Source organism: Idiomarina loihiensis (genome assembly GCF_024584785.1).
Lineage (GTDB): Bacteria > Pseudomonadota > Gammaproteobacteria > Enterobacterales > Alteromonadaceae > Pseudidiomarina > Pseudidiomarina fusca.
In genome coordinates this window covers 877,968-896,640 of sequence record NZ_CP074112.1, presented here as the reverse complement: position 1 = coordinate 896,640, position 18,673 = coordinate 877,968, and the positions used below count along the sequence as shown (strand labels likewise).

16 protein-coding genes are annotated in these 18,673 nt (G+C 48.2%); 6 read left to right on the top strand and 10 right to left on the bottom strand.

Annotation, left to right across the window (positions count from 1 at the left end; all coding sequences use genetic code 11):
* Window positions 1–15: 15 nt before the first annotated feature.
* Complete coding sequence (gene ppsA / locus KGF88_RS04190) at window positions 16–2,397, bottom strand: phosphoenolpyruvate synthase (RefSeq protein WP_257119966.1); 2,382 nt, start codon at window positions 2,395–2,397, stop codon at window positions 16–18.
* Between the two features lie 134 nt (window positions 2,398–2,531).
* On the opposite strand from ppsA, the gene ppsR reads away from it, so the two are divergent.
* Window positions 2,532–3,359, top strand: coding sequence for a posphoenolpyruvate synthetase regulatory kinase/phosphorylase PpsR (ppsR, locus tag KGF88_RS04185; RefSeq protein ID WP_153825660.1), 828 nt, complete (start codon window positions 2,532–2,534; stop codon window positions 3,357–3,359).
* A 26-nt stretch (window positions 3,360–3,385) separates the two neighbouring features.
* On the opposite strand, the gene KGF88_RS04180 is transcribed toward ppsR, so the two are convergent.
* The 3 genes from KGF88_RS04180 to htpX are packed head-to-tail and all read right to left on the bottom strand — an operon-like array spanning window position 3,386 to window position 6,504.
* Window positions 3,386–4,219 carry a DUF1338 domain-containing protein gene (locus tag KGF88_RS04180; protein WP_153825661.1) on the bottom strand — a complete coding sequence of 278 codons (834 nt, stop codon included), beginning with the start codon at window positions 4,217–4,219 and terminating at the stop codon, window positions 3,386–3,388.
* 32 nt (window positions 4,220–4,251) lie between these two features.
* Window positions 4,252–5,610, bottom strand: coding sequence for a class II 3-deoxy-7-phosphoheptulonate synthase (locus tag KGF88_RS04175; protein WP_153825662.1), 1,359 nt, complete (start codon window positions 5,608–5,610; stop codon window positions 4,252–4,254).
* A gap of 18 nt (window positions 5,611–5,628) precedes the next feature.
* Window positions 5,629–6,504, bottom strand: a complete 876-nt coding sequence (htpX, locus tag KGF88_RS04170) for a protease HtpX (RefSeq protein ID WP_153825663.1) — start codon at window positions 6,502–6,504, stop codon at window positions 5,629–5,631.
* Window positions 6,505–6,668: 164 nt separating this feature from the next.
* On the opposite strand from htpX, the gene pepE reads away from it, so the two are divergent.
* The gene (gene pepE, locus KGF88_RS04165; RefSeq protein WP_153825664.1) at window positions 6,669–7,388 is read left to right on the top strand and encodes a dipeptidase PepE; all 720 of its coding nucleotides are present in this window, start codon (window positions 6,669–6,671) and stop codon (window positions 7,386–7,388) included.
* Here the strand turns inward: pepE and bioD are convergent.
* Genes bioD through bioB form a run of 4 tightly spaced genes read right to left on the bottom strand, consistent with a single transcriptional unit; the run spans window position 7,313 to window position 11,102 of the window.
* Window positions 7,313–8,062: a dethiobiotin synthase gene (gene bioD, locus KGF88_RS04160; protein ID WP_153825665.1), complete on the bottom strand. Its 750-nt coding sequence runs from the start codon at window positions 8,060–8,062 to the stop codon at window positions 7,313–7,315. The genes pepE and bioD overlap by 76 nt on opposite strands.
* 12 nt (window positions 8,063–8,074) lie before the next feature.
* A complete protein-coding gene (locus KGF88_RS04155) occupies window positions 8,075–8,929 on the bottom strand; it encodes a methyltransferase domain-containing protein (RefSeq protein ID WP_153825666.1) in 855 nt (284 codons plus the stop codon).
* The gene (locus KGF88_RS04150; RefSeq protein WP_153825667.1) at window positions 8,914–10,041 is read right to left on the bottom strand and encodes an aminotransferase class I/II-fold pyridoxal phosphate-dependent enzyme; all 1,128 of its coding nucleotides are present in this window, start codon (window positions 10,039–10,041) and stop codon (window positions 8,914–8,916) included. The genes KGF88_RS04155 and KGF88_RS04150 overlap by 16 nt, the downstream gene beginning before the upstream one ends.
* Window positions 10,042–10,055: 14 nt before the next feature.
* Window positions 10,056–11,102 carry a biotin synthase BioB gene (gene bioB, locus KGF88_RS04145; protein WP_153825668.1) on the bottom strand — a complete coding sequence of 349 codons (1,047 nt, stop codon included), beginning with the start codon at window positions 11,100–11,102 and terminating at the stop codon, window positions 10,056–10,058.
* 107 nt (window positions 11,103–11,209) lie between these two features.
* Between bioB and bioA the strand changes: the two genes are divergently transcribed.
* Window positions 11,210–12,508 (top strand): adenosylmethionine--8-amino-7-oxononanoate transaminase, encoded by a 1,299-nt coding sequence (bioA, locus tag KGF88_RS04140; protein WP_153825669.1) that lies wholly within the window; start codon window positions 11,210–11,212, stop codon window positions 12,506–12,508.
* A gap of 103 nt (window positions 12,509–12,611) precedes the next feature.
* Window positions 12,612–14,012 carry an asparagine--tRNA ligase gene (asnS, locus tag KGF88_RS04135; protein ID WP_153825670.1) on the top strand — a complete coding sequence of 467 codons (1,401 nt, stop codon included), beginning with the start codon at window positions 12,612–12,614 and terminating at the stop codon, window positions 14,010–14,012.
* An 86-nt stretch (window positions 14,013–14,098) separates the two neighbouring features.
* Here the strand turns inward: asnS and KGF88_RS04130 are convergent, their stop codons facing one another.
* Window positions 14,099–14,650, bottom strand: a complete 552-nt coding sequence (locus tag KGF88_RS04130; RefSeq protein WP_153825671.1) for a nitroreductase family protein — start codon at window positions 14,648–14,650, stop codon at window positions 14,099–14,101.
* 164 nt (window positions 14,651–14,814) lie between these two features.
* Between KGF88_RS04130 and sppA the strand changes: the two genes are divergently transcribed.
* The gene (gene sppA, locus KGF88_RS04125; protein WP_153825672.1) at window positions 14,815–16,680 is read left to right on the top strand and encodes a signal peptide peptidase SppA; all 1,866 of its coding nucleotides are present in this window, start codon (window positions 14,815–14,817) and stop codon (window positions 16,678–16,680) included.
* The gene (gene ansA / locus KGF88_RS04120) at window positions 16,681–17,691 is read left to right on the top strand and encodes an asparaginase (protein ID WP_153825673.1); all 1,011 of its coding nucleotides are present in this window, start codon (window positions 16,681–16,683) and stop codon (window positions 17,689–17,691) included.
* A gap of 180 nt (window positions 17,692–17,871) precedes the next feature.
* Here ansA and KGF88_RS04115 read toward each other — a convergent pair whose 3' ends face one another.
* Window positions 17,872–18,651, bottom strand: a complete 780-nt coding sequence (locus KGF88_RS04115; RefSeq protein WP_162014471.1) for a TatD family hydrolase — start codon at window positions 18,649–18,651, stop codon at window positions 17,872–17,874.
* Window positions 18,652–18,673: the final 22 nt, after the last annotated feature.

Below are 18,673 nucleotides of genomic sequence, written 5' to 3'. Positions count from 1 at the left end.
GCTATTGAAGCCTGCTTAACCGTGGTGTTCCGCTAAATACAACCAAGTTTCAACAACAGTATCAGGATTCAATGACACTGAATCTATCCCCTGCTCAACCAACCAAGCAGCAAAATCCGCATGATCCGAAGGGCCTTGGCCACAGATCCCCACGTATTTGCCTTTACGCTTAGCCGCTTGAATAGCCATAGCTAGCATGGCTTTTACCGCTTCATCGCGCTCATCAAAAAGATGAGCAATCACGCCAGAATCTCGGTCTAAGCCCAAAGTTAACTGAGTTAAATCATTAGAACCGATAGAGAAACCATCAAAAATATCCAAGAACTGATCCGCTAGTAAGGCATTTGATGGTAATTCACACATCATGATCACTCGTAAGCCACGCTCACCTTGCACCAGTCCTTGCTCGGCTAAGAGTTCAATGACTTTACGGCCTTCCTCTAAGGTACGCACAAACGGGATCATCACCTCAACGTTAGTAAGGCCCATTTCATCGCGCACTCGTTTGATCGCTTCACACTCCATCGCAAAACACTCACGGAATTCCGTTGAGATATAGCGTGATGCCCCGCGGAAACCAAGCATGGGGTTTTCTTCGTGCGGTTCATACTGGCGGCCGCCAACGAGATTAGCGTATTCATTAGATTTAAAATCAGACATGCGAACAATCACCCGCTCAGGTGAGAATGCCGCCGCCAAGGTCGCAATACCTTCAGTAAGCTTACCCACGTAGTACTCACGAGGGCTCTCGTAACCAGCCATATAGCCGCGAATTTGCTCTTGTAATTCAGGCGTTTGCTGATCAAAATTCAGCAAGGCTTTAGGATGCACACCAATCATTCGATTGATGATGAATTCTAACCGTGCCAAGCCAACGCCCGCATGCGGCAAGCTAGCAAAGTCAAAGGCGCGGTCTGGGTTACCCACGTTCATCATGATTTTTAATGGCAACGCTGGCATATCACCTACATCAGATGTAGTTACGGCAAAATCTAACGCGCCTGAATAAATGTAACCGGTATCACCTTCGGCACAGGACACAGTGACTTCGCTACCAGCGGCAATGCGATCGGTGGCATCACCACAACCCACCACTGCCGGAATACCTAGCTCGCGCGCAATAATAGCTGCGTGACAGGTACGGCCACCACGATTGGTTACAATCGCCGCCGCCCGCTTCATAATAGGTTCCCAATCTGGGTCAGTCATGTCGGTTACTAAAACATCACCAGGTTGTACTTTATCCATTTCGGAAATATCGGTGAGCACGCGAGCCACACCAGCGCCAATTTTTTGACCAATGGCACGACCTTCGGCCACAACGCTACTCTTAGTTTTCAGCGCGTAACGCTCTAGTGCTTGACCGGTTTTATTCGACTGCACCGTTTCTGGGCGTGCTTGAACGATATAGAGTTTGCCATCAATACCATCTTTAGCCCATTCGATATCCATTGGACGGCCGTAATGCTGCTCGATAATAACGGCTTGTCTTGCAAGGGCTTCAACTTCGGCATCGCTAATCGAAAATTGTTGGGCTTGCTGAGGTGCTACGTCAACGATACTCACTTGTTTACCGTGAGCGGTTGCATCTGAGTAAATCATCTGCACTTTTTTGCTGCCAAGGTTACGGCGCAGCACTGCTTTGCGGCCCGCTTTCAGCGTAGGCTTATGCACATAAAACTCATCTGGGTTGACTGCACCTTGCACAACCATTTCGCCCAAACCATAAGAGGAGGTAATAAAGACCACTTGATCAAAACCTGATTCAGTATCAATCGAGAACATCACCCCAGAGGCAGCGATATCACTGCGCACCATACGTTGAATCCCGGCTGACAGAGCAACGCCGCGGTGGTCATAGCCTTGGTGTACGCGATAAGAAATAGCGCGGTCATTGAATAACGATGCAAATACGTGTTTGATGGCTTCCATGATGGCATCAATACCACGTACGTTTAGAAAGGTTTCTTGTTGGCCGGCAAACGAGGCATCCGGCATATCTTCAGCCGTAGCTGAGCTACGCACCGCGAAACTAACTTCAGCGTTGCCACCACTCAGATCCTGATAGGCAGCTCGAATCGCTTGGTCTAACTCAGGCTGAAATGGCGTTTCAATCACCCATTGGCGAATTTGCTTGCCCGCCTCAGCTAAGGCTTTAACATCATCGGTATCGAGCGTATCTAAAATTGCGTGAATACGTTCGTTTACCCCACTTTGCTCGAGAAACTCGTTAAAAGCTTCTGCTGTGGTTGCAAATCCGTTTGGCACATCGACCCCGGCTCCGGCTAGGTGACTAATCATTTCACCTAAAGAAGCGTTTTTACCGCCAACACGGCCGACATCATTCATTCCTAGCTGATCATACCAAAGCACATAGTCTTGTACGTTGTTCTGCACGTTGAGTTCCTCGTGAGGTTTTAGGCGTGACACAGTTACATTTTTGTAACTGTCCGAATGGCTTTATATTTTACACACTGGGGGGCAACAAGTTAACATCTTATGTACTTTTATCTGCTAGGAATTTGCCCTTTATGCGCACAATCTTTTACATCTCAGACGGTACGGCGCTAACCGCTGAGGCTTTTGGTCGCGCTATGCTGTCGATGTTTCCTTTAAAAGTGGTTCATAAGACCCTTGCTTTTATTGATACAGAAGCGAAAGCTACGGCTGCGGTCAATAAAATTAATCAGGCTTACGCCGACTCTGGCGAACGTCCTGTCATCTTTCACACCTTTGTCAGTATCGACATTAAACGTATCATCATGTCGAGCCAAGGCAGCTGCTACGACTTCCTAGATTATTTTGTGGCGCCCCTCAGTAAAGAGCTTGGTATTCCAGCCCAACCCAAAACCCATCGCACCCATGGTATTCAAGAGGACACAGGCGTGCGCGAAAACTACGATTTTCGGATTGATGCGGTGAATTATAGTCTAGCTAACGATGATGGTAGTAACGTCGCGAATTACGACGAGGCTGATATCATTCTGCTGGGCGTTTCTCGTACCGGTAAAACCCCTACCAGCCTATACTTAGCCCTGCATTATGGCATTAAAGCGGCGAACTATCCGTTAACCGAAGATGACAATATGGAAAACTTGCAACTGCCTAAGGTGTTAAAACCCCATCGTCATAAAATATTTGGTTTAACCTTAGACCCACAACGGTTACACGAAATACGCAGCAAGCGCCGTGAAGGAAGCACCTATGCGTCATTGCCGCAGTGTCGATTTGAATTGCAGGAAGTAGAAAAAATGTACCGCCGTGAAGCCATTCCATTTTTGGATTCAACGCGCTTTTCGGTAGAAGAGATCGCCGCTAAAATTTTGGCCGAGACCAATATAGAAAGACACCGGTTTTAACCCGGTGTCTTGCTATTTATGACGCTTTACATTTCTTGTTCGGTACGCGCGTTGGTACTTTCAAAGATTTTATCTGCAGAAGCAGCAACAAAGCCGGTATAAAGGCGGTTGGGAGCTATTTCGTAGCGTTTAGCAAACTCGTAAAAGCAACTAGGAATGGTTTTTTCCATATCGCTAAAGCGCACTAACGTATGGTCTGCTAGCGTTGACGACTGCTCTAAAAACACTTCTTTTGAGCCTTTGATTTCGCCGCCTGAAGTATTCAATTTAAATCCCGCTTCTTTCAAAGTTTGGTTAACTTGCTCGAGCGATTGATAATCAGGTAACTCATTCACATTTACGGTGAAATGATTGGCGCGATAACCAAAGGCCGCCATCCAAGCTGCATATTCACTCTCAGCTAAGAGCTGTTCGTAGTCAGCACTGCTGATTTGCCAATGGGCACCCGAATACAAGAAGTCTGGGCTGGCCACGGCTGCCGGATCAATTTGCGCAACCAGATTGCGCACAATGGTTTGCAGCGAGTCAGAGAATTCTTCCACTAACAACTCTGAAATGAAGATCTTAGGTAGCGCCGGATTGCTATGCTCGTAATGCTTAGCAACCAACTTCTTGGCCTCAAAATGATAATCTTCACAAGCTTGATAGCCCATTGCCTCAAAGTGCTGAGCCAACGTTGCTAAGCGTACTGGTGCGATATTAAAGGTACGAAAGGCAACATGGTCATTAATAATTTCACGACCTTTGCCCAGTACTTCATGAACCTTTGCTGCAGATGGCGTTAACTTAATATAGTCTTGCCATAAGTTATTAAAAAATTCAGTAACTTGCTCTGTAGTTTCAACCTGTGCCTGTGACATATACTGCTTTAACCTCGAAAATGTCAAAAAATTTAACCGCGACCTTGGCGCGCTTCTTTCAATGAATCAGCGACTAAAAAGGCTAACTCTAACACTTGATCCGCATTTAACCGCGGGTCGCACTGGGTGCGATAGCGCTGTGTTAAGTCTTTTTCACTGATTTGATAAGCGCCGCCGGTACACTCGGTAACGTCTTCGCCCGTCATTTCTAAATGCACCCCGCCTGGGTAAGTGCCTTCCGCCTGATGCACGGCAAAAAACTGTCGCAACTCTTGGTGAATCGCATCAAAGTTACGAGTTTTTAAACCGTTATCAGCCTTCACCGTATTGCCATGCATAGGATCGCTCGACCACACCACATGACGGCCTTCGGCTTTCACTTTGCGCACCAGATGCGGCAATGCTTCGGCCAGATTATTCGCCCCCATCCGGGTGATCAAAGTCATCCGGCCGGCTTCATTCTCTGGATTAAGCACATCCAACAATCGGATCACATCATCAGGCTTGGTAGTTGGACCTATTTTAACACCGACTGGGTTATGAATGCCACGCATAAACTCTACGTGAGCGTGATCTAATTGACGCGTGCGCTCGCCAATCCAAACCATGTGAGCCGAGCAATCATAGGGCAACCCAGTAAGCGTGTCGGTACGGGTTAAGGCTTCTTCGTACGGCAATAACAAAGCCTCATGCGAAGTGAACAGCTGGGTTTCGTGAATGGTGGCATTAGTAGCCGAGGTGATCCCCAACACTTCCATAAACTTCAGCGCTGATTGAATTTGTTCCGCTACTTGTAAATATTGTTCTTTCAGTGGATTAGCTGCCACAAAGCTCATATTCCATTTATGCACCTTGTGCAAATCAGCAAGACCACCCTGCGCAAAAGCACGCAATAAATTCAAAGTTGCAGCTGAATGATGATAAGCCTGCAACATCCGTTGCGGATCAGCAATTCGTTGGTCCTCGTTAAAATCAACCCCATTAATAATATCACCGCGATAAATCGGCAGCTCTACGCCGTCTTGGATCTCGGTGTCGCTAGAGCGCGGTTTGGCATATTGGCCAGCCATACGAGCAACCTTGGTAACCGGGCATGAGCCAGCAAAGGTCATGACGATCGCCATCTGTAGAATCACCTTGAAGGTATCGCGGATTTTCGGCGCAGTGAAATCACTGAAACTCTCGGCACAATCGCCACCTTGCAGCAAAAAGCCCTGGCCCAAGCTCACTTGGGCCAACTGTTTGCGTAGGGCTCGAATTTCTTCGGCAAAGACCAACGGCGGAAAACTTTTTAATTGCTGTTCTACCTGCTGCAATTGTTGCGCCGAAGGATACTGCGGTTGCTGCTGAATTGGTTTATCCCGCCAGCTACGGGCACTCCAATGCGTCATTCTCTTTCCTATTAATGATTAACGGCCTTGTTGTAAGGCTTGAATACGTTTTGCTAACGGTGGATGGCTCATAAATAATTCACTAAAGCTGCGTTTGGTTTGAATACCGAACGCCATCATAGAACCATCCAGAGTTGACTCTGGGGCACCTTGTAGGCGGCGCAGCGCTGCCACCATGTTATGCGCACCGACGAGTTTGGCAGCGCCAGCGTCGGCCCGAAATTCGCGCTGACGTGAAAACCACATGACAATGATACTGGCCAAAATACCGAAGACCAATTCTAACACCATCACAATAGCAAAGTAGGCAATACCACCTAAACCTTGACCATTCTGAGAATTACTGCGAGTTGCATTATCAATCACGCCCGCAATTACCCGTGCAAAGAAAATAACAAAGGTGTTTACCACCCCTTGAATGAGGGTCAAAGTAACCATATCGCCATTGGCGATATGACTGATCTCATGGGCTAGTACGGCTTCCACTTCGGCTTGGGTCATATTGCGCATAAGCCCGGTACTTACCGCAACGAGCGAGCTTTTTTTACTGGCTCCGGTTGCGAATGCATTAGGCTCAGGCGAATCATAGATGGCCACCTCTGGCATCGGAATTCCGGCCTGTTGACTTTGCCGTTGTACGGTTCGTAATAACCATTGCTCTGTTTGATTGCGAGGCTGACTAATCACCTGTGCACCGACAGCGCGTTTCGCCATCCACTTTGACATAGCCAATGAGATAAAGGCGCCACCAAAGCCGAAGACCGCAGCAAAGATCAACAAACCGCTGTAACCCGAGGTATCAACACCTAAAGCTGGCATAAGAACATTCATGACCACACCCAAAACCAACAAAATGGCAAGGTTAGTGGCTAGAAATAATGCAATCCGCAACATACTGAATTTACCTCTAATAAAATCCTACGGAACACCCGTACAAAATTGCCTGAGCGTAGCCTTGTTATAGGGTTAAAAGTATCTAAAAACAAGGTCTTTAACTGCTTTTTTCAGTCAATTCTGTTAGCTTATAGCGTATCTTTTAACGCTGTCGGAGTACTCACATGGCAAATCACTCAAAACTTTTATTAATGAGTAGCTCAAAAGCTGGCCAAACGGATTATCTAGAACACAGCAAAGCTTGGCTACGCGAACATTTTGCCAGCGCCAGTAAAGTGTTGTTTATACCCTATGCGGGGGTTGGCTTGGGTGATACCGCCTACACGGCCAAAGTAGCGGCAGCCTTGGCGGACTTACCCTTTACCCTAGAAGGCATTGAGAGCTTTAGTCATCCACAACAAGCCGTGTATGAAGCCAGTGCCATCATGATTGGCGGTGGTAACACCTTTCAGTTGCTCAATCGGCTCTATCAACATGACTTACTCAAGCTTATTGCTAATAAAGTAGCTGCCGGTATGCCTTATGCAGGTTGGAGTGCTGGCGCCAACATTGCCGGGCTTACTATTCGTACCACCAACGATATGCCGATCATCGAGCCGCCATCGTTTAAGGCCCTGCAGTTGGTACCTTTTCAATTAAACCCTCATTACAGTGACTATCAAGCCCCTGGCTTTCATGGTGAAACCCGTGATCAACGCTTGGCTGAATTTATGCTGGTTGATCCTGCAACACCGGTATTGGCGATCAAAGAAGGCACTGCCTTGAAAGTTACTGGCGACACCATGCAACTGTTAGGACCGCATCCTGGCTATGCCTTCTTAGCAGGCGACAAGCTTGAATTGGCGGCCAACAGCGACTGCAGTAATTGGCTCGTTGCTAAGTAATCAACCAAGTGCCCTTGGCGCCAAGTCGGACAATAGGGCAAAACGCCTAAACAAGGTGCTGATAGGCGCTGCTCTAAGCTGGCGATATTTGCGGCTTGTTCTACCATCGGCTGCGGTTGCGGTTGGTTGGCCACCCAGCCAACCAGATGAGCACCACTGGCGCTAATGGCCGCAGCTGTAAGTAGCGCGTGATTGATACAGCCCAGCTTTAACCCGACCACCAATATCACTTGGGCACCAGACTGCACCGCTATATCGGCCATGCTCTGCTGCGCATTAAGAGGAACGAGCCAACCACCGGCCCCCTCAATCACTAGGATTTCAGCCGGCAGCTGTTCTAATGTTCTGATATGCTGCAAAATATCAGCCAACACTAACTCTTGTTCCGCATGCTCGGCAGCGATATGGGGGGCGATAGGATCTGCAAAACAATAAGGGTTAACTTGGTCGTAGGTTTGCTGATGAGAGGTTGTTGCCAGCGCTTGCTGCAAAGCTTCGGCATCATCATTCATCCAACGCTCTTGGCCTTCATGCAGCCGCCAGGTAGCACCAGCGGCTACCGGTTTTAGTGCGAGACAACGCCGGCCCTGTGCTTGTAGTGCATGCAACAAGGTCACGCTAACCACAGTTTTACCAGCGTCAGTATCGGTTCCTGCGATAAACAATTTATCCATGGTTGGCTCTTATCAATCTGTCTGTTTGGTCATTTTCACTAGCGCCACTTGCCAGTGTAGAGGCAACCGGCCTTGCTCATTGCGATACTTAGCCATGTTAACCTGCAGGGCCTGTAACTTAGACTTACTTAGCACGGACGGCAACTGCGCCTGGTGCTGCCACCTATTGACGTCGCCACGGTAGGTGGCCCCTATCCCCTGTAAGTCTTTCAACATAGCCAGCACCGAATCATTCATGATCGTCACTGGGAGTCGTTTAAACTCAAGCTGCCAACCGGGTAAAGCGGCTAATAATTGCTGCAATTCGGTTTCACTATAGAATTGCCGGTGGCTCCATTGCCCACCTTGCAAGACTTGTAGCTCTGCTCCAAGGGGCTGCATCGAGCCCTCTAGTAAGGTACTGAAGACTAAACAGCCTTGCGCACGCAGCAGAGCATGAAATTGATTGATGGTGGCTACCAAATCGCCAACCCACTGCAACGATAAATTGGCAAAAATAGTATCCACACTGGCAGCAGGCAAGGGTAAAGATTCAGCGTCGGCGATCAGCCAATTAACTGCGGTGTGTTGATGCTCAACGCTGCGAACCTGGCGTTGCGCTTCTGCAATCATCTCTGGGGCAATATCTACGCCAAGATAACCGGTGCTCAGGGCCACCAAAGCCATGGTGTTTACCGCGGGACCGCAGCCTAAATCAATCACTTGTCCTACCTTGGCTGGCAGCAACTGAAGTAACTGCTGCGCACAACGTTGTTGTAACTCGTTATGCTGTTGATACGACTTAGCCGCTCGACCAAAACGTTGCGCTACTTGCTGCTTACCCGCCGTTAGAGCCAGGCTCGGCAAGGGCGTTAATGCTGCAGACATTGGGCTAGCTCCTGCATCAATTGCGTCAGCACCGCCGGTGTATGGCTGGCACTTAGGGTTAGTCTTAGCCGAGCTTGCCCTGGCGGCACCGTGGGCGGACGAATCGCCGCCACGACAAAACCTCGATTGCGTAAGTGTTGTTGCAGCTGCAATGCTTTGCTATCGGTCCCCACCGGCACCAGTTGAATGGCCGTATTGGGGGCAGCCATAAGGGGGATGCCGTACTCAGCTGCGAGCCGAGAGACATGGGCGATATTTTCTTGCAAGCGCTGGCGCAACGAACTTCCTTCTGACGCTTGCACCAGCTTAATTGCGGCACTCACCGCTGCTGCTTGCGCCGCACTTATTGCCGTCGAATAAATGTACTCTCGGGCATGATTATGAAGATAGTCAATCACAGCTGTGGGCGCTAACACTGCTGCACCGCCTACCCCCAGCGCCTTACCAAAGGTCAGCATCAGCAGCGGCAATTGGCGTTGATTCATCACCCCACCAATGCTGCGACCATCGGCACCAACCACGCCGAGACCATGCGCATCGTCGACATAAAGATCAGCATGTTCCGCCACTTGCCGCAGTTGTGCTAAACAGGGACTGTCGCCGTCCATACTAAAGACACTCTCGGTAACGACTAAGTGCGCTTGATCTGTCGCCGTTAATTCAGGCAGCAAAGGCGCCAACTGATTATGAGCAAAACGCTGCCAGCGCACCCCACTTGCGCGCATGCCATCAATGAGGGAGGCATGCGCTAAGCGGTCGGCATGGATTTTGTGGTAGAGTTTGCCAAGCTGCAGCAAGGTACTAAAATTGGCCGCGAAGCCACTGCTAAACAGTAAGACATTATCGCGCTCCAACCAGTCAGCTAATTGTTGCTGCAAGTAAAGATGCGGCGATTGGGTGCCGCACACTAACGCCGAACCACCACTACCCGTACCATATTGCTGCAACGCTTGCTGGTAGGCAGCAATAACTTGGGGGTGTTCGCTCAAACCTAGATAATCATTACTAGCGAGCAACACCCCTTGAGGTCGCACTTGCGGTTGACGCCAACGTTGTTGCTGTTGGCGCTGCCATGCTGCGTGTTGCAGCGCATCAGTTACCTGCCGATGCATCTTGCCACCTGCTCCTATTTAGCCGGATAATAGAGTGTAGGTTGGCGTTGCTCTTGAATCGCATCGGCTATCACGCTTTGGTGTACTTCATCCGCATAATCGGTATGTTGTAGCGGTTTGATGCCAAGCCGTTGAAACAAGGCCTGATCGCTATCAGTACCCGGATTGGCCGTAGTCAATAACCGCTCGCCATAAAAAATAGAGTTAGCACCAGCCATAAAACATAAAGCTTGCATGGTATCGGGCATCGACTCCCGGCCAGCTGATAAACGCACAAAGGAGGTGGGTAAAGCAATTCGAGCAACCGCAATGGTGCGCACAAATTCAAAAGGATCAAGATCTTCCAGCTCAGCAAAAGGCGTTCCCTTAACTTTCACCAACATATTGATAGGTACGCTTTCAGGATGCTGTGGTAACTGTGCCAACTGGCTAATAAGACTAGCGCGATCATGCCGACTCTCACCCATGCCAACAATGCCGCCGGCACAGACTTTCATGCCGGCATCACGAACATGTTGTAGCGTAGCCAAGCGGTCTTGATAGGTTCGTGTCGTTATAATTTCACCGTAGAATTCTGGTGAGGTATCTAAATTATGATTGTAATAATCCAGCCCTGCTTGTTGTAACGATTTAGCTTGCAGGGGCGTTAACATCCCCAGCGTCATGCAGGTTTCTAACCCAAGCTGTTTCACTCCTTGAATCATCTCAATTAAGTATGGCATGTCACGATCTTTGGGATTACGCCAAGCGGCTCCCATGCAAAAACGGCTGGCTCCAGCTGCTTTTGCTGCCTCTGCCTCTGCTAAAACCTTTTTCACTGCCAACAACCGTTCTTTGTCGACATCAGTGCGGTAATGGGCGCTTTGCGGACAGTATTTGCAATCTTCCGGACAGGCGCCTGTTTTGATCGATAACAGGGTACTAACCTGCACCGCATTAGCGTCAAAATGACGCCGATGAACTTGCTGTGCTTGAAACAGCAAATCATTAAAAGGCAATTCAAATAACTGCTCTAACTCGGTTGCACTCCAATCGTGCCTAACTGCATCACTAGCTGCCATAACTCTCGCTCTAATATCCAATAGCTCATTCACTTATTGCATAGCCTACTTCGACATTTTAAACTGTCAACTTAATAATTACCGTTAAAATAACAAGTGATGAATTAATGACCAAAATTAGTCAGGCGGATTTACTTTTTGACCAGCAACATATCTGGCATCCCTACACCTCATTTGCCAAGCCGCTGCCTACCTATCCTGTGGAAGCAGCGACAGGCTGCGAGCTAATCCTCAGCGACGGCCGTCATTTGGTTGATGGCATGTCTTCGTGGTGGGCAGCAATTCATGGCTACAATCATCCACGGCTCAATCAGGCCGTCAGTGACCAATTGCAGCACATGAGCCATGTGATGTTTGGGGGTATTACCCACGCCCCAGCCATTGCTCTCTGTAAACAACTAGTGGAACTTACCCCAGCACCATTGCAACAGGTTTTTCTTGCTGATTCAGGCTCAGTTGCGGTGGAGGTTGCGATCAAAATGGCTGTGCAATATTGGGTGGCACGGCAACAGCCACAGAAAAATCGTTTAGCTACCATCCGTGGTGGTTACCATGGCGATACCTTTGCGGCGATGTCGGTGTGCGATCCGGTAAATGGTATGCATGGGCTCTTTCAAAATAGTGTACGTCAGCAATTATTTGCCCCCCGCCCTGAGATCACCCCTACGCAGCAGTGGCAAGACTCGGCAACCGACGCCATCGAGCACCTGTTACAGCAACATCAGCAGGAACTGGCCGCGGTTATCCTCGAACCGATAGTGCAAGGAGCTGGCGGTATGCGTTTTTATCATCCAAACTATTTGCGCAAAATCCGAGAACTCTGTGACCACTATCAGGTGTTGTTGATTGCCGATGAAATTGCTACCGGATTTGGCCGCACTGGCACCCTGTTTGCTTGTGAACATGCTGCAATCAGCCCCGATATTATGTGCTTAGGGAAGGCCTTAACCGGTGGTTACATGACGCTTGCAGCCGTATTAACCACTACTGACATTGCTACCACCATCAGCCATGGACCCGCAGGCGGTACCTTTATGCACGGCCCGACGTTTATGGCTAACCCACTCGCCTGTGCGGTCGCTTGTGCCAGCATTGAACTCCTATTGGCGTCGCCATGGCAGCAACAAATAGCTCAAATAGAGCAATCGCTGCAGCAACAATTAGCGCATCTCGTACAATATGCCTGCGTTGCTGAGGTCAGAGTATTCGGAGCTATTGGTGTGGTTGAGATGCAAGCCCCCTTAGATGTTGCTGAAGCCCAGCGTATTGCCGTTGCTCATGGGGCTTGGATCCGACCCTTTGGTAAATTGCTGTACATCATGCCACCCTTCATTATTAGCCCCGAACAACTTGCTTGTTTAACCCTTGCCATGCAAGAAATCGTGAAACAGGTAGAAAGGCGTTGATTTTCGCTTGAGTCTGACGCAAAGCAAGGTAACATAACGGTCTATTTGTGATGTGTTAACTCACTATCTTTTTATTTGTTCAACAAACGGAGTTTTTAGGCCCATGTCCTGCGCTACCATTGTCGATGTTTTATCGGGGAAAATTGCCGTTGGTGAAGAAGTTACTGTTCGTGGTTGGGTTCGTACCCGCCGCGATTCAAAAGCAGGAATTTCTTTTATCAATGTGCATGACGGTTCTTGTTTTGATCCAATTCAGGCTGTAGTTCCAAATCAACTCGATAATTACGACAATGACGTGTTAAAACTCACGACCGGTTGTAGTGTTGCGGTGACAGGTACGGTGGCTGAATCTGCGGGCAAAGGTCAATCTTTCGAGTTGCAAGCTACAGCCGTACAAGTATTTGGCTTTGTTGAAGATCCTGACACCTATCCGATGTCGCCCAAACCGCACTCGATGGAATATTTGCGTGAATTTGCTCACTTACGCCCACGTACTAATATCACCGGTGCAGTGATGCGTGTTCGCAACTGTTTAGCGCAAGCAATTCATCGTTTCTTTCATGAACGTGGGTACCTATGGGTTGCCACGCCAATCATCACCGCCTCAGATGCCGAAGGCGCTGGCGAGATGTTTCGAGTATCTACCTTAGATTTACTCAACTTACCACGCACTGAACAAGGTGATGTTGATTTCAGTAAGGATTTTTTTGGTAAAGAAACCTTTTTGACAGTATCAGGGCAGCTTAACGGTGAAACATACGCCTGTGCACTATCTAAAATCTACACCTTCGGCCCCACATTCCGTGCCGAGAACTCAAACACCAGCCGGCACTTGGCGGAATTCTGGATGGTTGAGCCAGAGCTAGCCTTTGCCGATCTTAACGAGATCGCAGACTTAGCTGAAGATATGCTGAAATACTGTATCAATGCGGTATTGAGCGAACGAGCCGATGACATGGCCTTCTTCCAGCAACGGGTGGATAAGGATGTCCTTAATCGCTTACAGCATGTGGTGAGCAATAAGTTCGTGCACATGGATTACACCACTGCGGTCGAAATCTTGCAAAATTGTGGCAAGAAGTTTGAGTACGCCGTTGAATGGGGCATGGATTTACAATCTGAGCACGAACGTTATTTAGCTGAAGAACATGTAGGTGCGCCTATTATTCTGAAGAACTATCCGAAGGACATCAAAGCATTCTACATGCGCCAAAATGATGACGGCAAAACCGTCGCAGCCATGGACGTGTTAGCGCCAGGTATTGGTGAAATTATAGGTGGTAGCGCCCGTGAAGAGCGCTTAGATCGCCTTGATACGCGCATGCAAGAGATGGGCTTGCCGATTGAGCACTACGGTTGGTACCGTGATTTACGCCGTTACGGCACAGTTCCTCATGCCGGCTTTGGCTTGGGCTTTGAGCGCTTGGTCACCTATGTTACTGGAATGGGTAACATCCGTGATGTGATCCCGTTCCCGCGGGCTCCGAAAAACGCTGATTTCTAAGACGCTATTGGGCTACCCGTTTAAGTAGCTGCTGCTGTCACAACGCCGAGTAACCCCTCGGCGTTGTTCGTTGTGAGCCTAAGTTATTACTCCACTATCTCAACTTTACTCTGCCAATCTTTATCAGGCTTGATGGGCGTAGCGACCGCTGGCGTACCAACGTATAAAAAGCCAACGATAGCATCGGCTGGCGCTAAGCCAAGTTGAGCTTTAACCACCTCATCTTCGGCTAACCATCCAGTACGCCAGATGGCCCCTAACCCTTGTGCGAACGCAGCTTGCTGCAGCAATAAGGTGGCGCAGGCAGCGCAGGCCAGTTGCTCATCGCGCGGTACTTTGTCGTGTTGCTGTGCCCGCATTGCTACCATAATCACTGCAGGTGCTCGCAAAGGCAGTTCTTGGGCTTGTGCCACTTGCGTTTCATTAAGCTCGCGAGCCTTTGCGGCACTGGCAAATATTGTGCCCAACTTAGCGCGCCCCTGCTCTTGATAAAGCGTAAAAGAATACGGCATCAAGGCCATGTGATCAGGTGCTCTGCAAGCGGCCTGAAACATCAATTGTAATTGTTCATGAGTTGGCCCAGGTGCAACTAACCGAGGCATAGATGAACGAGTCGTTAATAATTCAATGGCTTGCATGGTGTCCTCGGACTCCTAGATTCAACTAATAATGTGCTGCTGCAGCGCTAAATAATGCATAGCTTAACAAATGATCATGCTCTGTTACATTGTCTGACTAGTTTCTCTAAAAAATCTGCTGTAATCTTCGTAGTAAGTCTTAATTTAGAGTAGGAACATTTTATATGAGCGGGATTGCTTCAGTCTTTAAAAAGCTATTTGGATTGATCAACTTTTTCCGAAAGTTGATTGTCAATGCGGTATTTTTTCTTGTTTTAATTTTAGTTTTAGGGCTACTTGTCGCTGAGGAAGAACAAGTTAAGGTACCTGAAAATGGCATGTTGGTGCTGCAACTGAATGGTATCTTGGTTGAAGAAGAAACTTGGGTCGACCCCGTTGACCAGTTTTTTAATGAAGCCTTCGGTGGCGGGAGTCAACTTCCTGAAGTCTTACTCGTTGACGTGTTAGAAAGCATCGAACAGGCTAAAACTGATGATCGCATCAGTGGTATTCAGTTAAATCTGAGTAACTTCGCTGGTGGCGGCAGTAACAAAATGCAAGCCTTGGGCCAGGCCTTACTTGATTTTCGCAGTGCTGGTAAACCTGTAGTAACTTATGCCGATAATTACACTCAAAACCAATATTATGTGGCAGCCCATGCGGATACCATTTATTTGAACCCACTCGGGTCGATGATGTTCGAAGGTTTTGGTGGCTACAATCTCTACTTCAAAGATTTCTTAGAGAAGTTCAACATTACTGCTCATGTCTTTAAAGTGGGTGCCTTTAAGTCGGCGGTAGAACCCTACACCCGCAACGATATGTCTGATGAAGCGCTAGCCGCGAACAAAGAGTTGTATGACGAGTTGTGGGACACCTACATGGATGACCTAAGCCAATTACGTTCAATCAGCCCATTGATGCTAAGTGGCAAGATGGATGATTTCCGTCAAGCTCTGACTCAGTATGACAATGATATGGCGCAACTAGCCCTGAATACTGGATTAGTTGACGCTCTCTACAGTCGTGAACAATTCCGTGCTGAAATGATTGGAATTACCGGCCTTGATGACGATGAAAAGAGCTGGCGTCAAATCAACCACGAACAATATTTAGCTGCTCTTAACGGTCAAGCGGAGCAGTTAGAGGACAGCAGCGAACATAAAGACAAGGCAGAAATTGCCATTGTTGTAGCTCGTGGTGTTATTTCTGATGGCCAAGCCAAACCTGGTAGTATTGGCGGAGATAGTACCGCTGCCCTACTGCGTAAAGCACGCCTAGACGAAGATACCAAAGCTGTGGTGTTGCGTATTGATAGCCCAGGCGGCAGTGGCTTTGCCTCAGAAGTGATTCGCCAAGAGGTGCTAGAACTGAAAAAAGCAGGCATCCCAGTGATTGCCTCAATGAGCTCGGTTGCTGCATCAGGTGGTTATTGGATTGCCGCTAGCGCCGATGAGATTTGGGCCACTCCTACCACCATTACTGGTTCGATTGGCGTTTTTGGTATGTTCTTTACCATCGAAAAAGCGCTAAACGAATTTGGCGTGTACAACGATGGTTACCACACCACAGATTTGCCGGTATTAGATATTACTCGTGGTATCGATGATAACGGCCGCTATCTAGTGCAAGTTTCCATCGAAAAGTTCTACCGTGATTTTGTTGGGATGGTAGCCGAAAGTCGCAACATGAGTTACGATGCCGTGCACGAGGTGGCTCAGGGGCGGATTTGGACCGGGCGCAAAGCCAAAGAGTTGGGTTTAGTTGACCAATTAGGTGAACTTGATGATGCCATTAGCGCTGCGGCCACCCGAGCGGGTGTCAGTGACTACGACGTGGTGACCGTGAGCAATGATCTGAGTCCACGTGAGCAATTTATGCAAGAGTTGTTTGGTCAAGCTAGTTTGTTAGTTCCTAGCGAACTTCGCAGCACCGAGCAGAATCCACTTAAAGCGCAGCTATACAGCTTATGGGAAGAAGTTGAAGTAACCTCTAAATTCAATGACCCGAACGGTGTGTATGCTTTGTGTGAGTTATGCAAACTAAACTAAATGACTAAAAAAAATATTTATGTTGCCTATACCGGCGGCACGATAGGTATGCAAAAGTCAGCCCAGGGATACGTCCCTGCGGCTGGCTTTTTAACAGAATGCGTACACAATATGCCGGAATTCTTTCGTGACGAAATGCCCAATTTCACCATTCACGAATACCAGCCGCTCATGGACTCGTCTGACATGTCGCCCGCTGATTGGCTTCATATTGCTGAGGACATTCAACGCAACTACCAAGCTTACGATGGCTTTGTGATCCTCCATGGCACCGATACCATGGCCTACACCGCATCAGCCCTCTCCTTCATGTTCGAAAATTTGGCTAAACCGGTGATTATTACCGGTTCGCAAATACCGCTCGCGGCGTTGCGCTCAGATGGTCAAACCAACTTATTAAATGCTTTGTACATAGCAGCTAATTATCCCATTCATGAAGTTGGTTTATTTTTTAACAACACCCTGTTCAGAGGTAATCGAGCAACCAAAGCCGATGCGAATGGCTTTAACGCATTTGCCTCACCCAACTTTTCGCCGTTATTAAAGGCCGGCATTCAAATCACCCTGCAAGAGGGCAAAATCCAAGCCTTAGGGAATGAGCCGTTGCGCTTAACCGCAGTAACGCCTCAGCCAGTTGGCGTGGTTACCCTTTACCCAGGCATATCGGCTGCGATCTTTGACAACATGCTTCAGCAGCCCGTAAAGGCTCTTATCATGCAAAGTTATGGGGTTGGCAATGCGCCACAAGATCCAGCTTTACTGGCTAGTTTAGAGCGCGCTATTGCGGCTGGTACTGTAGTACTTAATTGTACCCAATGCTTTAAAGGTAAGGTGAACATGGGGGGTTACGCGACGGGCAATGCCTTAGCCCAAGTGGGAGTGGTCAGTGGCCATGATATGACCATTGAAGCAGCACTGACGAAGTTACATTATTTGTTATCGCAAAACTTAAGTCAGACTCAGATTAATACCCTACTAGAAACTAATTTACGCGGTGAATTAACCGCTTAATTCGATTTGCAAGCAGTAGATTGCAGACAAAAAAATGCTCGGGACCAATCCAAGGTTGTCCCGAGCAAGGGGAATGGCTCAAGGGATTGAGCCGTGCGCTAAAACTAAAAGGAACTCATGATTTGAGTGTAGACAAATTTTCTACATTTGCTAACTTTTAGCTGGATTTTTACACAATCCTTAATTAGCACCTTGAAATAACTTGAAAAAATTATTCTTAGTCACTGCCGCAACTTCAGCTAAACTGCAACCTTTGATGTCGGCAACACATTTTGCCACATCCGCAACTAGCGCAGGATGATTCTGTTTACCCCGATGTGGTACCGGCGCTAACCAAGGGCTATCGGTTTCTATTAATAGATGTTGCAACGGAATAGCTTGAACCACTTCACGCAACTCAGTCGCACTACGAAACGATGCGATGCCTGAAATTGAAATGTAAAAGCCCAGTTCATCAATGGCTCGCTGCGCCATTTCTAACGATTCAGTAAAGCAATGCAGCACACCTCCACAACGCTCAGCACCGCCCTCTTTTAACATACTTAAAGTGTCCTCACGAGCATCGCGGGTGTGGATAATTAATGGCTTGTGAAGTTCGTTAGCTAACTCAATGTGATAAGCAAAGCTCTCTTGCTGTACCTTTTTACTGTCGGCATCGTAATAGTAATCCAAGCCGGTTTCACCAATAGCTACAACTCGTTCGTGTTTGGCTAAATCACGCAGTAGATGCTGCTGCAAGGGGTGTTTAGCGACATACAAGGGATGCACACCACAACTTAGGTAAATATCTTCATAATCGGCCACCAGCTCAGCCATAGCGGGAAACTCTTCGAGAGTAACGCCAATACACAACATACGTTCAACTTGGGCGGCGCGAGCCGTGTCTATTAGTTGCGCGAAATCGCCACCAAAGTCGGCTAAATCAATTTTGTCTAAATGACAGTGTGAATCGATAAACACAAGGACTCCTATAACGGTGTGT